Annotated in this window: 14 protein-coding genes; 7 read left to right on the top strand and 7 right to left on the bottom strand. The window is 53.4% G+C overall.

Annotated elements, in window-relative coordinates; genetic code table 11:
- Positions 1 to 67 precede the first annotated feature (67 nt).
- Complete coding sequence (locus ABIE48_RS10080; RefSeq protein ID WP_105443499.1) at positions 68 to 268, bottom strand: hypothetical protein; 201 nt, start codon at positions 266 to 268, stop codon at positions 68 to 70.
- Between the two features lie 155 nt (positions 269 to 423).
- On the opposite strand from ABIE48_RS10080, the gene ABIE48_RS10085 reads away from it, so the two are divergent.
- A complete protein-coding gene (locus tag ABIE48_RS10085; protein WP_145021518.1) occupies positions 424 to 2,193 on the top strand; it encodes an SgrR family transcriptional regulator in 1,770 nt (589 codons plus the stop codon).
- A gap of 139 nt (positions 2,194 to 2,332) precedes the next feature.
- Here ABIE48_RS10085 and ABIE48_RS10090 read toward each other — a convergent pair whose 3' ends face one another.
- On the bottom strand, positions 2,333 to 3,583 hold the full coding sequence (locus tag ABIE48_RS10090) for a methyl-accepting chemotaxis protein (protein WP_076167646.1): 1,251 nt from the start codon (positions 3,581 to 3,583) through the stop codon (positions 2,333 to 2,335).
- Positions 3,584 to 3,744: 161 nt separating this feature from the next.
- Here ABIE48_RS10090 and ABIE48_RS10095 point away from each other — a divergent pair, with 161 nt between their 5' ends.
- On the top strand, positions 3,745 to 4,029 hold the full coding sequence (locus tag ABIE48_RS10095) for a hypothetical protein (RefSeq protein WP_354518793.1): 285 nt from the start codon (positions 3,745 to 3,747) through the stop codon (positions 4,027 to 4,029).
- On the top strand, positions 4,019 to 4,237 hold the full coding sequence (locus ABIE48_RS10100; protein ID WP_354518795.1) for a DUF1259 domain-containing protein: 219 nt from the start codon (positions 4,019 to 4,021) through the stop codon (positions 4,235 to 4,237). The genes ABIE48_RS10095 and ABIE48_RS10100 overlap by 11 nt, the downstream gene beginning before the upstream one ends.
- A gap of 10 nt (positions 4,238 to 4,247) precedes the next feature.
- Here the strand turns inward: ABIE48_RS10100 and ABIE48_RS10105 are convergent, their stop codons facing one another.
- The 5 genes from ABIE48_RS10105 to ABIE48_RS10125 form a co-directional block, all read right to left on the bottom strand.
- Positions 4,248 to 5,147: a hypothetical protein gene (locus ABIE48_RS10105; protein WP_192714653.1), complete on the bottom strand. Its 900-nt coding sequence runs from the start codon at positions 5,145 to 5,147 to the stop codon at positions 4,248 to 4,250.
- Positions 5,148 to 5,315: 168 nt separating this feature from the next.
- Complete coding sequence (locus ABIE48_RS10110; RefSeq protein ID WP_192714652.1) at positions 5,316 to 5,828, bottom strand: TetR/AcrR family transcriptional regulator; 513 nt, start codon at positions 5,826 to 5,828, stop codon at positions 5,316 to 5,318.
- Between the two features lie 252 nt (positions 5,829 to 6,080).
- Positions 6,081 to 7,415, bottom strand: coding sequence for a uracil-xanthine permease family protein (locus ABIE48_RS10115; RefSeq protein WP_192715324.1), 1,335 nt, complete (start codon positions 7,413 to 7,415; stop codon positions 6,081 to 6,083).
- Positions 7,416 to 7,542: 127 nt separating this feature from the next.
- The gene (gene guaD / locus ABIE48_RS10120; protein ID WP_192714651.1) at positions 7,543 to 8,907 is read right to left on the bottom strand and encodes a guanine deaminase; all 1,365 of its coding nucleotides are present in this window, start codon (positions 8,905 to 8,907) and stop codon (positions 7,543 to 7,545) included.
- Positions 8,908 to 9,116: 209 nt separating this feature from the next.
- Positions 9,117 to 9,947 (bottom strand): protein-glutamine gamma-glutamyltransferase, encoded by an 831-nt coding sequence (locus ABIE48_RS10125; protein ID WP_244169191.1) that lies wholly within the window; start codon positions 9,945 to 9,947, stop codon positions 9,117 to 9,119.
- A gap of 216 nt (positions 9,948 to 10,163) precedes the next feature.
- Between ABIE48_RS10125 and ABIE48_RS10130 the strand changes: the two genes are divergently transcribed.
- From ABIE48_RS10130 to ABIE48_RS10145, 4 genes are all read left to right on the top strand, one after another.
- Positions 10,164 to 11,111: a radical SAM/SPASM domain-containing protein gene (locus ABIE48_RS10130; RefSeq protein ID WP_192714650.1), complete on the top strand. Its 948-nt coding sequence runs from the start codon at positions 10,164 to 10,166 to the stop codon at positions 11,109 to 11,111.
- Positions 11,108 to 11,557: an OsmC family protein gene (locus ABIE48_RS10135; RefSeq protein WP_192714649.1), complete on the top strand. Its 450-nt coding sequence runs from the start codon at positions 11,108 to 11,110 to the stop codon at positions 11,555 to 11,557. Before ABIE48_RS10130 ends, ABIE48_RS10135 begins: the two co-directional genes overlap by 4 nt.
- A gap of 316 nt (positions 11,558 to 11,873) precedes the next feature.
- On the top strand, positions 11,874 to 13,331 hold the full coding sequence (locus ABIE48_RS10140) for an aminotransferase-like domain-containing protein (protein WP_145021499.1): 1,458 nt from the start codon (positions 11,874 to 11,876) through the stop codon (positions 13,329 to 13,331).
- Positions 13,325 to 14,251 carry a D-alanine--D-alanine ligase gene (locus tag ABIE48_RS10145; RefSeq protein WP_192714648.1) on the top strand — a complete coding sequence of 309 codons (927 nt, stop codon included), beginning with the start codon at positions 13,325 to 13,327 and terminating at the stop codon, positions 14,249 to 14,251. Before ABIE48_RS10140 ends, ABIE48_RS10145 begins: the two co-directional genes overlap by 7 nt.
- Positions 14,252 to 14,347: the final 96 nt, after the last annotated feature.

Here is a 14,347-nt window from a genome sequence, read left to right on the forward strand (position 1 = left end):
CCTGTCTTTTGTTTTGTTGGCGGCGGGTCTCACAACCAAACGGTGAATGAGATCCCCTAAACGATGTTTATGCGAAAGGATGCTTCCCCTTTTTTCGTCTTAACAGGCTTGAAGTAATGGCGAGCATCCAACGCGTGTTTTTTTGGGATTTGACGGACTTATAACGATCGGCCGATTCCGTAGTTTCTGATACGCCGGCATGCTTGCGGTGATGCTCAGCTTGGCGGTATTCCATCAACTTTTCTTGTACATAATGATGTTCCAGCATGTGTTCTCCTCCTCGAATAAATGTTCCGGTATTGGATGAATCTGTCTTTTCTCTGTCTAATGCCATTATGATCTATTCAAAAGGGGATAAAAAGTGTATACTTGCGCAAAAGGATTTCCTCTTTTATTTGGGACGTCAAGCAAGGAGGGCTGAGAATGCTGTTGGATGAAAGGTATTTGCTGCTGCATGAGCGCTTTGGCGGCGGCACGGAGCTGGGGATACCTATTGAAGTGACGCTGGATGAGCTGGCCGATGCGCTGTATTGCACCAGCCGTAACGCCAAGCTGATTTTAAGAAAACTTGAAAGCGAGCATTTGATCGAGTGGCTGCCCGGGCTGGGCCGGGGGAACCGGTCGAGGATCGTGTTCAAAGCTGACAAGGAAACCTATTTGATCGAGTATTCCCAGCATCTCGTGGAGAACGGCGATTACAAACGCGCCTTCGACCTGATCGGGGGATTTGGAAACGGAACGTACGCCAAGCCGAAATTTCTCGATTGGCTGGATAACCACTTCGGCTACAAAAAAGGGGAAGAAGGCGGCCCCGATGATACGCTGATCTTTCCCGTGCTGAAATCTCCGCATACGCTGGATCCCGCTGATTTGCTGTACTCGTTCGATTCGCATTTGATTCGGCAAATTTTTGACCGGCTGCTGAGGTTTGATGAACAGACCGGCACGATTGCGCCGATGATCGCTCATACCTGGTCATCGAACGACAGCGCCACGGAATGGACGTTTTATTTGCGCAAGGGGGTTCGCTTCCATAACGGACAGGAGCTGACCTCACGCGATGTGCAGTTTACGCTCGAACGCCTTAAGGACGGGACGGCCAACGGGTGGCTGATGCGAGGCGTGGAGCGTGTTGAGACGATCGGACCCCGGGTTCTGCGGGTCAAGCTGAACCGGCCTAACTGGATGTTTGACCGGTTCATGTGCTCGGCGGCGGCTTCGATTCTGCCCTTCGGCTTCGCAGGCATGGAAGAGGACAGCTATTGGAGCCATCCGCTTGGAACGGGGCCGTTCCGTCTGGTCACTTGGACCAGCGGCCGGATCGGGATGTCGGCGTTTGACGCCTATTTTCAGGGGAGGCCGTATCTGGACGGCGTAGACATCGTGATCATGCCGGAAGACTGCAGCACGGAAATGGACGGAATCGCCAAGGTTCACCACAGCCTGGATACGATGCGTATGGACCGGAGTACGCCGGAGGAAACCTGGCAGGAGATCGAGAAACTGTGCCAGGGCTGTACGCTGCTTACCTGGAACGTGTCACGTGAAGGTGTTCAGCAGTCGGAGGCGTTCCGGCGGGCCGTGCGGATGATCCTGCATCCCGGTGATATGGTGGCGGAGCTGGGCGGCGAGCGGGCGCTGCCGGCTTTTGGGTTCCGTCCTGACGCGAGCCGTTCCCACGCGGTGGAACCGACGCGTCCCGATCGCGTCCGGAGGGCGCTGGAAGAATCGGGTTATAACGGAGAGGTCCTCCGCTTTGCATGCCACCAAAAATATGGGGAAGACGGCATGTGGGTCGTAAACCGGCTGGCTGCCTGGGGAATCCAAATCGAGACCCTGGATTATGACCAGTGGCCGGAATCGGATTTCGTCATCTCCGGCCTGGTATTTCCCGAAGACGAGGTATGCGAAATTGAAGCTTATGAACACCGGGATTGCGTCATGCAGGCTTATTTTGACCGTGAACGGAAGGAATGGATTACCGGCCGGATCGATGCGGCCGTGGCGGCCGAATCCACGGACCAGCGGCGGATGTTCCTGAAGGAGATCGAGGAACATCTCCGCGATGAGGCGACGGTCATTTTTCTGCACCACCGGAGGCTTAGCACCTTTTTACATCCGTCGGTACGTGGTGTCAGCCTGAACCCCCTCGGGTGGATTGACTTTAAGGATGTATGGCTGGAACAGGCATGACGAAAGACTGCAAAAGCGAAGCTCGTGCTCAAGTATGAAACGTTGGTGATGCGTAGGACATAATCTGTTGCTTAATAATAAAAGCAGGCATGCCGCGGGATGAACCCCACTGTATGCCTGCTTTATTCATATATACCGATTAGAATTTAAAAATCTGGATCGTCTTCTGCAGCTGGAACACGGCCTGTCTCATCGCTTCGGTCTCATCGACGACCGCCTCGATCGACTTCATCTGCTCATTCATGGCGGCGGACACCTGCTCCGTTCCGGCAGAGGACTGCTCGGTGATGGCCGAAATATTCTGGATGGCCGCCGATATTTTACGTGCACTGTCCAGCATCAGGTCACTTTCATTTGAGAACGAAGTGATTTGCTCGGTTATGTATTGTACGCTTTCGACGATGTGGGCAAAGATCTGCTCGGCCTCGCGGATCCGTTCATTTTGCTGCTGCACCACATCCTCGTTGATCTTGATGTTGTCAATCGCCTGGTGAATGCTCTGCTCAATGCTTTTAACTAGGCTGAATACTTCCTGCGTAGACGCGGTTGATTCCTCCGCAAGCTTGCGGACTTCCTGGGCAACTACGGCAAAGCCAAGCCCATGCTCGCCTGCCCGCGCCGCCTCGATCGAAGCGTTTAAGGACAAGAGGTTGGTCTGTTCGGCAAGTTCGGAAATCGTCTTGGTGATCTTCGTGATGCCTTGGGCATTTTTGGACAGCGTGTCAATGGTCTTGGCCACATTCTCCGTTGCTTCGACGTTCTGTCGCATCCCTTCCGCCTGCTTCTCCACGGACTGGCGTCCTTTCTCTACGAGGCTGAAGGTAATTTCGGACTGCTGCTTCATTTCCTTGGTAGAGGCCGCATAGTTGCCGACTTTGAGCTCGATGGCCTGGATGGATTCGGTCATGCCGGCGACATCCGAGGAAATTTCGTTGGCACCGACGGCCAGCTCGTTGGCCGAGGTGGCGACTGTCGCCATGACGGTTTTAAGCTCCTGATTTTTATCCGCGATACCGCGGCTCGAATCCATCACCTGGCGGGTGATGCTTGACGCGTCATTCAAAATTTTCTTCAGCTTGTCCACCATGCTGTTAAATGATCGGCTTACGTCGCCCATGGAACCCGATTCATCGACACGGTTCGTAAAATCGCCTTTGGCAATGCTGGCGGTAGCGTTAGCGATGCTGTCAAACGAGGATGTAAGCGTTTTCTCGATGTAGCGGGCTAAAGGGTAAGTCAGTGCGGCAAAGATGATGACGAACGCCGCCCCGATCAGGATTTCCCCGATCAGAATGAAAATAATCAGGGCTGGGAGTGCGAACAATGCGGCCACCAAGTAACATCCGGCCATGACCCGCTGGGACAGAGGAAGATTCTTCAGCCAAGACATAGGAAAATAGACCTCCTTCAATTGAGCAAATTTTACCATATTATAACATCGATATGAGCAAAAGGTCTATATATGAATATTTTTGTCGATTCACTACATGAAAGTGATTCCATAAAGCCATAATAAACCAAAAAAGTGAGTTGTCAGGAGGGTGTTACCCGATGCGTATAGTGTTGATGATTTGGATGATGGTTCTGGCGGCAGCGGCTGCTCCGGCAGGAGCTGTATCAGCAAAGCCAGCCGATGTTTGCAAAATCGAGAAGAGTCTGTTTAAATCAAACGTCCAGCAGGAAGGAAACGTCTGCAACGTTCATATCAAACGAAGCGACCTGAACGTGTCGCTCATGGGTCGTCCCCTGTCGCCGGAGCTGATGGATCTTGCCCTGGGTGCCACTCACTTTCGAGCACACAGACCCCCAAGGGGCAAAGGGAGCGGTGACCGGTGAATTCGCGCTGCTGGAGGACGAAGTCAATCCGGTCATTGATGCGCTCCGCAAAGGCAGGATCAACATCTCGGCTGTGCATAACCATTGGATGCAGCAGGAGCCGGAGGTGCTGTACCTTCATTTTCAGGCGGAAGGAGACCTCGCCTCCCTCAGTCATACGGTATACCATGCCATGGAAGCGGTGAAACACCAAGGCACGGTCCATTAAAACTCATTATTTACCACTCCAGATCAGTGAAGGACGGAACAGCAGGGGCGAAGCGCGGCTTTAACAACTCGGTGCCCGCCGCGGCTGCAATGGACGCCAGGCATAGAAGCAATCCGGCGGCCGCCACGACGGGCAGCGCTGACCACTCGAAAATGGTGCGGCCCGCAGCGGTCTGAATAGCGACTGCGGCAACGGATATGATCCAAGCGGCGCTGCCTGTATGCAGAAGCAGCTGTGCGCGCCGGGCTTCGGCCCGTGAGCGCTCCAACAACCAGCCGAGCAGCGGCAGAACCTGCAGCGCATGAAAACCAAGGCCGTGCAGGACGATGATATTGCCGCCTGCTCCTGTAAAGCGCCCGTTCAGGGCGATCATCCACAAGCCGGCCGCAAAGCTAAGCGTCACCGACACAAATGAATAGCGGATGCCTAGGATCAGAAGCGGCCGTGCGGCCAAGAGCTTGCGGCGGAAAAAGGCAACGGCAACAACCGTCGTCACGATAATAAGGATGAAGGACGCAAGGCCAAAAGCAGTTCCGGCGATCGTATCGATGATTGAACCGGATTGCGAGAACCGCGGGTTCACGCCCCGAAAATGCTGGATCGTCTCCACGGCGTATGCATAGACGACGATCGGAACAAACACCCGGCGGATAGCCGTCCGCGCCCTTGCCTTAAAGCCGGACAGCGGCAGCAGCATGGCAATCGACAACATAAATACGCCGATCGCCGCATTGAACGAAAAGGCACTGGCGACATTGCCCTCCGGCGGTACAACCGGGCCGAACATGCCGATATATGCAGCGATGCCCGCGGCAAGGACAAACCCCACAACACCGAGCCAAGCAAGCAGCTTCTCCTCCGCAAAGAGGCGTCCGGCGCCCCGCAAAGCCAAACGAATATAGTTTTCCATCAATCCTCAAACCTCCTGTTTTTTATTTATTGATAAATAAATTTATAGGCTACAAAAAAGGCAGTCTGTAACTGCCTTTTTGTATTCTCTGTTTTGCTCCATACCGGCTGGAATTTGAACTATCTAGAAGCGTCTAGCTTTTAGTCTCCATGCTCAAATAAGTCCACTCTAACAATCCTTGAAGCAGAGCATCTGCGGTAAATCCAGCACTTCAGCCACCGTGATCAGGTACCCCATGCCCATAAACTGGCTTGCCGCGGCTTCAGGCTCCGGCAAACCGGCGGCGGTATATTTCTCTAGCACCGAACTGAATATATTGGAAAAAAGCCCGCGCACATGCTCACGAATCGCCGGTTCCGGGATCGTATGCGCCTGCATGACGAGCAGCGTTTCTGCCCGGTAGCTGCTCATAACGTCATCAAATACTTGCCCCATCGTTTCCATAAGCTGATCGGCGGGCGCTTCTACTCGTGAAAAGGCATCGGCGATCCGCCCGATAGCCCGATCGATGACAGCGATAAACAACTCTTCCTTGTTGCTGAAAAAATGAAACACATACGGCTGCGTAACGCCAGCTTCCTTGGCTACCCGCGCCGTTGTTGCTTTGTAATACCCGAGTTCGGCAAATACGTCGACTGCTTTGGCTAAAATCTGTTCTTTGCGATCCTGCCGGATGACCATCTTCGTTGCTCCCTTATTTATTGATAAATAAATAATAGCTTCACCATCGTCCGCTGTCAACATTATCTATATTCGGCTTGTCTTTGACGAGTCCGGCTGGTTTTACGTACGCAGGTCAGGGCGCAGCCTGTTCAGCAGCATCCGGTAAAGGAACAGGGCTGACTGAAAGGTACGCTATTTGCGTCCTTCCGGGTCAGCCCTGTCACGGATTCCTTGCATTATTTATTTTATTGCAACCCGCATCCACTTACTTTATTTTCTGCCGGGCAGCACCTTATTTAATACGATCGCTGCTATCGAGGCAGCCAAAATCGGCGACCCCAGCAAATATTGCACGAACGTAGGCAGCGAGTGCAGGAAATCCTGCGGGATCATGACTAATGCCAAAGTCAGGATCATCGGGATTGCGATGATGTACATTTCTTTTTCGGCGATGCTGACATTTTTCATCACCTGCACGCCGTTAATGGCGATGATGCCGCAGACGATGGTGAAAACGCCGCCGATGACAGCCGTGGGGATGGAAGAGATCAACGCGGCCAGTTTACCCGAGCAGCCGAAGATGACAAACCATACACCTACGGCCAGGAAGACGCGGCGGCTCGCGATGCCCGTGATGGAAATGATGCCTGCATTGGTGGAATAACCCGTAACCGGCGTCGAACCGAGCAAAGAAGCGATAAGACAGCTGATGCCTTCCCCGATGACACCCCGGTTTAAGTTTTTATCGGTTAACGGTTTATCGATGACGTTGCTGACGGCAAACCATGTGCCTGTCGTTTCGGCCAACAGGACGAAATAAATAATGACCATGGTAATGATCGCCGAAATGTTGAACGAAAAGCCGAAATCGGCAAACGGGAGCTGCGGCATACTGAACCATTTGGCATCGTTCACCGCAGAGAAATGAAGCACACCCATAAAATTCGCCGAAATACACCCGACGACCAACGCGACCATGACCGAAACGATGCGGAAGATGGAGCCTTTACCGCGGAACAAGGAACCCAGGATGACAAAAATGATGAGTACAGCGCCCGATATGAGGGCAAGCAGCACGTTTTGGTTGATGGTCGCATCTGTCGCACCGTAGATATTATCCCGGATGGCCACAGGCAGTAAAGAAAGACCGACGATGAAAATGATCGTGCCGCCAACGATCGGCGGAATAAACGATTTTACGATTTTATTGAAAATGCCGGTAAAGCCCAAAACAATGACCAAAACCGCGCCAATCAAGCCCGCGCCTAAAACGGAGTTCCAGCCTAACTGCCCGCCGCCGCTGGCGGCATAAATGCTGACGATGGCGCCAAGCGGAACGTAGGAAGGGCCTTGGGCGACAGGCAGCTTCATGCAAAAATACGTTTGTACGATCGTAGCCAAACCGGCCGCAATAAAGGTCGCTTGAATCAAAGCGCTGGACTGGCCGGACGATAAGCCGATCAGCATCGCGATCAGAAATGGCACGACGTAGACGTCCATGGCGATGACGTGCTGTAAGCCCAGAATGATCGATTTGTAGACCGGAATTTTATCGTCAGGTGAAACAGTCAATTGTGGAGCTTGTTCTTGAATCTCGGAATGCATAGCTGTTTGTGCCGCTGTTTGTGTGTTCACTCAGGAGTACACCTCGAATTTTTTTGGATTTTTTCTAGGAATATCGAATTATTTAAAATAGAAAAAGAATGCCAATCATTGCACTGGGCGTCTACTTTTAACGCGAATGGACTTTTTCGCCCTGCACCCAAACTTCGCGGATGTTTTCGGGCCGGGTCAGGTACAACATTTTTTGGAACACGTCGTTCAAATCTTCATTAGGATCAAAGATCGGCAGTTTGGCGGATGGCAGCTTCGTATCGATGATCTGCACATCCCAGGCATAGTTTTCCTGGATGCGGCCGACCGGCAAGCTTAAGCTTTCGCCTCCCCCGGCTGTAGCGAGGTAAAACGCCTCGTTGACCGTAATGCGCGATCCCGGCACACCGCGGTCTTCGGCAGGAAGGGCGGGGTTCACGCCATCTTCCAGCATTCTGGAGGACATGACGGCTTGTCTGATATTATCGAACAGGCTTGGAGAAAAACCTCCCGAAATGTCGGTCCCGAGGCCGATCTCTACCCCTTTTTCGTGGAGATGTGCGACGGGGATAACGCTGTTGGCAAAATAGGCGTTAGATATCGGGCAGTGGGCGACAGCCGTTCCGGTTTCGGCAAATAAGTCCGCATCATCGTCGCTCAGGAAATTGCAGTGAGCCATGACAGATTTGTCTCGCAGCAGCCCAAACTCATGCAGGGCGAAGGCATCATTTTTCCGGAACCGATCCCGGACGTAGCCATGCGCCCAGTCGCTTTCGCTGCAGTGCGATTGCACGTACGCGTCGTATTTTTCCGCCAGCTCTCCCAAGCCTTGCAGCGCCTCATCCGTGCAGCTTGGAATAAACCTTGGCGTCACGACGGGAAATACGCCTTGTTTCACAGAGTTGGACAATGCTTTGACGGCGAGAATAAACTCTTCCGTGTCAGCAAGTGCCGCCTTGGTGTCCGCGTCGCGGTAATTTTCCGGATTTTGCTCCGGGTCATCCATGACGACTTTTCCGACGAGTCCGCGCTGACCCCTTTCGGCGCAAATCCGGGCTAGCAATAAACTGGAATCCTTATGTATGGTGGCAAAATATAGAGCCGTCGTCGTGCCGTTGGCGAGCAGGGTGCGGACCAAATCGTCGTAGACCTCCTGGGCAAAATCGAGATCCGAGAACTTGGACTCCAGCGGGAATGTATAGGTATTGAGCCAATCATAGAGCGGAATGTCCAATGCCGTTCCGGATTGGGCCCATTGCGGAGCGTGAACATGCAGATCGACGAATCCGGGCAGAATGTACTGGCCTTCGGCTAACGAATAAAAGTTGTCTTTTCCTTGATAAGCGTCCAGCAGAACCTGATACTCGGCATCCTCAGGAGCCACGATTTTTTCGATTTTCCCGTCATCATGGATACAAAAGAGATGGTCTTTTAGGATCTCAATTTCTTTGGATGATTTACTGGAAAATGCCGTTCCTCGGAATAATTGCTTATATTTACTCATAGTTACCGCCTTAATGTTCGTTATTTAGAGATACTTTTGTTATTATATGCGCTGAAAAATGATTAGTCTATACTAAAAAGCGAATGATTGTGAAAGTGAAAAAACCGCCTTCTACGGAAGGCGGTTACCCATACTAACCTTAAATCATCATGTAAATGTCTAGACTTGATTCTGCCCCAGTATAATCCAAGAGCCGTTGCGCTGCAGACTTAATAGCGAAGATAGACCCGGCTGCCGATCCGGGAAGCGGTGATGCCGTTCTCCCTGTAGGGCTGCTGCTGCCAGTTGGTGGGGGCCGGTGGCCCGCCGGCGGCGAATCCCGACAAATACAGAAAATCCGGATGGATGATCTGGTCGGTCAAATAGGCGGAACGGCTGCTGCCTGGAATCCGGTACCGGTTGAGCGTACTGATGATTTCGCCTGAAGTGACAATACCGACTCCGTGACCGTAGTACAGGTCGTCGTCCATTTGGATCGTATTTTCACCCTGCCATTCGATCCGATGGGGGTTGACATCCGGATTTTTAAAATACCGGACGTCGCCCGGATAGGAATCCCGGGAACCTGTTTTTTCAATCAACCCCAGGTCGCTGTCGTAATGCCAGTCGTACAGGAGCAGATTCGCGAACAGACGGTTGAAGTCGTCTTCCCGAATACAATCGAGCACACCCTTGTACAACACGATCACGATCCCCGTCGCGCATTCGAAGCCATACGCCCAGCCGTTCACGAAGATGTCCTGGATTCCTTGGGCAGGCGTAACATGGGGCTTGAGCTCGAAGCCGCCGCGCCGGTTCAAGTACCAGTACGCTTCGTTGCAGTGAGAATTTTTGAAGGTTTCAAACTGCACCCCGCTCCGGTTTAAGTCGGCTGCCGCTCTGACGATCGCTTCACGGAGCCTAAGCTCAAAGACCAAGTGGGCCGGCGATTCGTAATGATATGCGGTCGTGCTCCTCATCTTCCTGTCGTAAATTTCCCTCCACAAATCCGGCCATCCTGACGGGTTCACCGTTTCCCCGCCGCTTCCAATCGTAATCACCCCGTTCATCCCTCCTTACCGTTTATTGATGATCGAAAAAGCCCGCGGCATATATCAGCATATGAGCAGGCCGGGCCCGGAAATAACCCCGATTGTCAGATCCAAGCGATTAAGGCTGTCCTTTGTCAAAAATACGGTTTACGTTTGCTTCGGAAGGATGTTCTAATATAATAGGTTGAGAAGGTAACTTTTAAGGATCAGACTGGAGCTTCCATCATGAAAAAATTCAAAAAGTTTTACGTCGAACTGACGAGCAAATGCAATCTGGCCTGTACGTTTTGTCCGCCGACGCACCGGGCGACCAACTATATTACGACCGAGCAATTTACGCATATTCTGGATGAGATCAAACCCCACACGGAATATATTTATTTTCACGTCAAAGGCGAACCGCTGCTTCATCCGCATATCGACCAGCTGCTGGATATCGCCAATGAGAAAGGGTTTAAAGTGAACATCACGTCCAACGGCACGCTGCTGCATAAAGCAGGACGGAAGCTGCTGAACAAGCCGGCGCTGCGGCAGATGAATTTCTCCCTGCACAGCTTTGACGGGCATGTCGGTTCCCAGGACAAGAACGGTTATATCTCCAAAGTGCTCTCCTTTGTCAAAGAGGCGGTGTCCCAATCGGGCATGATCGTATCGCTGCGGCTGTGGAATCTCGACCCGGACAACGCAACGAACTTGGAGCGGAGCCGAAATCGGGAGATGCTGGAGTACATTGAGAAGGAGTTTAACCTGGATTACAAAATCGAGGAAAAAATCGTTCCCGGCAAAGGCATCAAAATTGCGGACCGGATCTACATCAATATGGACCATGAATTTAAATGGCCGGACCTGACTGAGGAGGAGGACCTCAGCCGGGGCTTCTGCCATGGACTCCGCAATCAGGCGGGCGTCCTGGTGGATGGAACGGTGATCCCCTGCTGCCTTGACGGGGAAGGTGTCATTAATCTCGGCAACATCCACAAGACCCCATTTTCCGAAATTATCGAAAGCGAGCGGGCAAACCGGATCGTCGACGGTTTTTCCCGGCGCGAGGTCGTGGAGGAGCTGTGCAGAAAATGCGGCTACCGCCAGCGCTTTAACTATAAAGCGAACGGCATCGCTTCTGACGAACCGCAGCCTGCCCGCTCTGAATTACAGGAGGCGACTGGACTGTGAAACATTCATTTGTGTTAAAGGCCGGCTGGAACGGCGGACGCAACAGCGATGGTCAGATCGAAGCAGGCAATCTCCGTACGCAAATTTCCATCCCGAAAGAGATGGGAGGTCCGGGCGTCGGGACGAATCCCGACGAAATGCTGCTCGGCGCCGCCGCTACCTGCTACTTGATCACACTGGCGGCCATGATGGAGCGTTCGCACCTTCCGGTTCACGAGCTTTCGCTGGAGTCCGAAGGCATCGTGGACGTGACGGACAACATTTTTACGTACGTCAGCATTACGCACAAGCCGCATATCGTGCTGGCCCGTGAAGCAACAGCCAAAGATGTGGAGACGGCGGACAGGCTGGCGCATAAAGCGGAAGGCTCCTGCATGATTTCCCGGGCGGTATCCGGGAATGTCGCCCTCGCGACCGTGCCGAAGATCGAAACCGTTACGGAATAGCGGCGTTAAAGCCTTGGTGAGAGGCGTGCGCCAAACCGCTGAATGTATGAACAGACCGCTTGGGCAGGCTGCCCGGCGGTCTTTCTGTTTGCTTGGACAAACTCAGGAAAGCGCCCAGATCACAAATGAATGAAAGCGGGTGAGTCGGCCTCCGGCTTTCGGGCATCCTGAGAAGGAGGACAGCCGAAGCGGTTCGGCGAGAGCCGGTATCATGGCCTGCGGACAAACTAAACCACGCCGGGCCGGAAAACGCCGTCCGGTGGATCTTTTATCAGGCAGCGGATTGTGTGAAGATAGGTACGGGGGGAATAACGTTATGTTTACGGATTTTAAAATTACAGAAGGCCGGCCGCTGACGGTGCAGGTCAAAGAATACTTGAAGCAGTGGATCACCAAGGGCAAGGGAAGGGTGGACCAGAAGCTGCCGTCGACGCGGGAGCTCAGCACGATGCTGAATATCAGCCGCAACACACTGGTGGCGGTGTACACCGAGCTCGAGGAGGAAGGGTACATTTATACCGTCCGCTCCAAAGGAACCTTCGTCTCCAAAGTGGGCATCGCTTCGGTACCTTCCTGGCATGTGGATTGGCAGCAGCATTTGAGCCCGGTGGCACAAGCGGCCACGGATCTGGATCTGATGAAGCGCGACCTGCGCGGGGAGAAGGGGATGATTAACTTCGCGAGCATCGCCCCCGACGAGAAGCTCTTCGACCTGGCCAACGTGAAGCGCGCTTTTCTGGACCGGATGGCGATCGAAGGGGAGATTTTGCTCAACTACGGCTACGCCAAAGGATACAAACCGTTGATCGAGTATTTGACGGGTTATATGGAAACGAAAGGCGTCGACATGGACGGTAAAGATATTCTGATCACGAACGGGTTCACGGAAGCTTATGATATCATCCTGTCCTCGCTGAACGTGAAAGAAAAGCATATTTTGTGCGAAAACCCGACTCATCATACAGCCATCAAGATTTCCCGGCTTCAAGGATATGACATTACCGGGATCGGGATGGAGCAGGACGGGATCGATATCGGCGAGATGGAGCGGGCGCTGACCGAAAACTCCTTCGGTCTGGCGTTCCTCACCCCGTCGTATCACAATCCAACCGGGATCGTGATGTCGGCCGAGAAGCGGGTCGAAGTGCTGCGCCTGCTGGCAAAGCACCACATTCCATTGATCGAGGACGGTTTCAATGAGGAGCTGCGCTATTCGGGCTCGCATATGGCCCCGCTGGCGGCTTTCGGCGGGGATGGAAACAGCGTCATTTACCTCGGGAGCTTTTCCAAAATATTGTTCCCAGGCATCCGCATCGGCTGGATCGCGGCGGACAGGGAGCTGATCGATGCGCTGGTCAGCGTCAAGCGGGCGAGAAACATTCACACCTCCACGTTAGATCAGGCGGTGCTGTATCAATATTTTCATAACGGCAATTTTGAAAAGTATTTGAAGCGGGCGAAATCTGAATATAAGCATAAGCACGAGCTGGCGGTAGAGTGCTGCCGCAAGTATATACCGCACGAAAGGTTAACCGGAACCGGCGGGCTCCATCTGTTCCTGGAGCTGCAGGACGGCATCCGCTCAAGGGATATTCTGCGGGATTGTTACGAACAAGGCGTGGTGTTTACTGCAGGAGATGTGTTCTATACGGACGGCCGGGGCGAGGGAACGCTGCGGATCGGTTTTTCACGGGTGAGCGATGAAGACCTTGTGCACGGCATCCAGGTGATCGGAAAGGCGGTCCAAAGACGAATGGAGGAGAACGGATGTTAAGAGTAGGCGTAATTATGGGCGGAGATTCCTCCGAACGGGAGGTGTCGCTGATGACGGGACGGGAGATCATCTCGCATTTGGATCCCGCCAAATACGAAGTCCGGCCGATCGAAATCACGAGGAAACGGGATTTGCCGCAGCAGCTGGCCGGTATCGACATGGCCGTGATCGCCCTGCACGGCAAATACGGGGAAGACGGAACGATTCAGGGTACGCTCGAGACGCTCGGTGTTCCATACACCGGCAGCGGCGTTTTGGCGAGCAGTCTGTGCATGGACAAAAATACGGCAAAGAAGCTGCTCCGTTACGAGGGTGTAGAGACACCCGACTGGACGCTGCTGACGAGTCCGGATGAGCTGGAGAAAGTGCTCGCCTCGGAACCGCTCTATCCGCTTGTCGTCAAACCGAACAGCGGCGGTTCCAGCGTCGGCGTTACGCTGGCGCGGGATGAGCAGAACTTGCGGGAAGCGGTGGAGCGAGCTTTTCACTGGGACGATGAAGTGATTCTCGAGCAGTACATCGCGGGTGAGGAAATCACGTGCAGCCTGCTGAACGGCGAATACCTTCCGGTTCTGGCGATCAAGCCGAACGGGGAGTTTTTCGATTACACTTCCAAATACGAAGAAGGGGAGTGCGAAGAAGTCGTCGCGAGCCTGGATACGGATACCGCCGAACGGGTCCGCCGGGCCGCCGAGCTCAGCTGCCGCGTGCTCAAATGCAGCGTGTACGCGAGGGTGGATGTTATGCTCCACCAGGGCATTCCTTACGTGATGGAGGTCAACACGCTGCCTGGTATGACCCGGACCAGTCTGCTGCCCAAGAGCGCGCAGGCCGCTGGGCTGTCCTTCTCCGCCCTGCTGGACCGGATCATCGAGGGGTCATTGGCTGAACGGCGGCGGGAATACGGGCTCGTTGTGTAATTGATGGTTGACAGCAAAGGAGCTGCTTTTAGGGCGGATCACCCTGAAAGCAGCTCCTTTTGTTGAAGATATCAAAAAATATAAACATCCGAGGCC

Source organism: Paenibacillus sp. OAE614, from assembly GCF_040546645.1.
GTDB classification, from domain to species: Bacteria; Bacillota; Bacilli; order Paenibacillales; family Paenibacillaceae; genus Paenibacillus_AQ; species Paenibacillus_AQ favisporus.

Coding starts and splice junctions, on each gene's coding strand:
- ABIE48_RS10095 (WP_354518793.1), top strand. CDS start 3,745: ATGCGTATAGTGTTGATGATTTGGATGATGGTTCTGGCGGCAGCGGCT.
- ABIE48_RS10105 (WP_192714653.1), bottom strand. CDS start 5,147: ATGGAAAACTATATTCGTTTGGCTTTGCGGGGCGCCGGACGCCTCTTT.
- guaD (WP_192714651.1), bottom strand. CDS start 8,907: ATGAGTAAATATAAGCAATTATTCCGAGGAACGGCATTTTCCAGTAAA.
- ABIE48_RS10130 (WP_192714650.1), top strand. CDS start 10,164: ATGAAAAAATTCAAAAAGTTTTACGTCGAACTGACGAGCAAATGCAAT.
- ABIE48_RS10085 (WP_145021518.1), top strand. CDS start 424: ATGCTGTTGGATGAAAGGTATTTGCTGCTGCATGAGCGCTTTGGCGGC.
- ABIE48_RS10090 (WP_076167646.1), bottom strand. CDS start 3,583: ATGTCTTGGCTGAAGAATCTTCCTCTGTCCCAGCGGGTCATGGCCGGA.
- ABIE48_RS10140 (WP_145021499.1), top strand. CDS start 11,874: ATGTTTACGGATTTTAAAATTACAGAAGGCCGGCCGCTGACGGTGCAG.
- ABIE48_RS10110 (WP_192714652.1), bottom strand. CDS start 5,828: ATGGTCATCCGGCAGGATCGCAAAGAACAGATTTTAGCCAAAGCAGTC.
- ABIE48_RS10145 (WP_192714648.1), top strand. CDS start 13,325: ATGTTAAGAGTAGGCGTAATTATGGGCGGAGATTCCTCCGAACGGGAG.
- ABIE48_RS10115 (WP_192715324.1), bottom strand. CDS start 7,415: ATGCATTCCGAGATTCAAGAACAAGCTCCACAATTGACTGTTTCACCT.
- ABIE48_RS10080 (WP_105443499.1), bottom strand. CDS start 268: ATGCTGGAACATCATTATGTACAAGAAAAGTTGATGGAATACCGCCAA.